This is a genomic window from Kluyvera sp. 142486, assembly GCF_046569695.1.
Taxonomy (GTDB): Bacteria; Pseudomonadota; Gammaproteobacteria; order Enterobacterales; family Enterobacteriaceae; genus Kluyvera.
This window is the reverse complement of record NZ_JBKHUI010000046.1, coordinates 1-632: the sequence shown is the minus strand read 5'-3', so window position 1 is coordinate 632 and position 632 is coordinate 1. Positions and strand designations below refer to the sequence as shown.

At 46.0% G+C, this 632-nt stretch carries 2 tRNA genes and 1 rRNA gene; all 3 read right to left on the bottom strand.

The annotated features are described in order from the left end of the window. Positions 1-238: 238 nt before the first annotated feature. Positions 239-314: transfer RNA gene (locus ACLGE8_RS22685), tRNA-Ala, on the bottom strand. Positions 315-424: 110 nt separating this feature from the next. After that, positions 425-501, bottom strand: a tRNA-Ile gene (locus ACLGE8_RS22680). A gap of 69 nt (positions 502-570) precedes the next feature. Then, positions 571-632: ribosomal RNA gene (locus tag ACLGE8_RS22675) — 16S ribosomal RNA — on the bottom strand; the annotation flags it as partial.

Below are 632 nucleotides of genomic sequence, written 5' to 3'. Positions count from 1 at the left end.
TCCACCGTGTACGCTTAGTCGCTTAACCTCACAACCCGAAGATGTTTCTTTCGATTCATCATCGCGCTGCAAAAATTTGAGAGACTCAAACACACTTCAGTCTGTTCTTATTACGGAGAACAGAGTTCAGTGTGCTGTTTCAATTTTCAGCTTGATCCAGATTTTTAAAGAGCAAAACTTCGCAGTGAACCTTTTCAGGTACACTCTGAAGTTTTCTTGGGTTTGTTGCAGTAAAGGATGGTGGAGCTATGCGGGATCGAACCGCAGACCTCCTGCGTGCAAGGCAGGCGCTCTCCCAGCTGAGCTATAACCCCATCGCAAAATGCTAATCTCTGTACCGACAATTTTTCCTGAGACAAGGCGTGGAATAACGAAGCATACTGAAGTATGTGAGTTATTTCACAACGCAGAATCAGGTAAAATTTGGTAGGCCTGAGTGGACTTGAACCACCGACCTCACCCTTATCAGGGGTGCGCTCTAACCACCTGAGCTACAAGCCTGCAGAGATTTTTACTGCTAATTTTCATCAGACAATCTGTGTGAGCACTTCAAAGAACGCTTCTTTAAGGTAAGGAGGTGATCCAACCGCAGGTTCCCCTACGGTTACCTTGTTACGACTTCACCCCAGTCA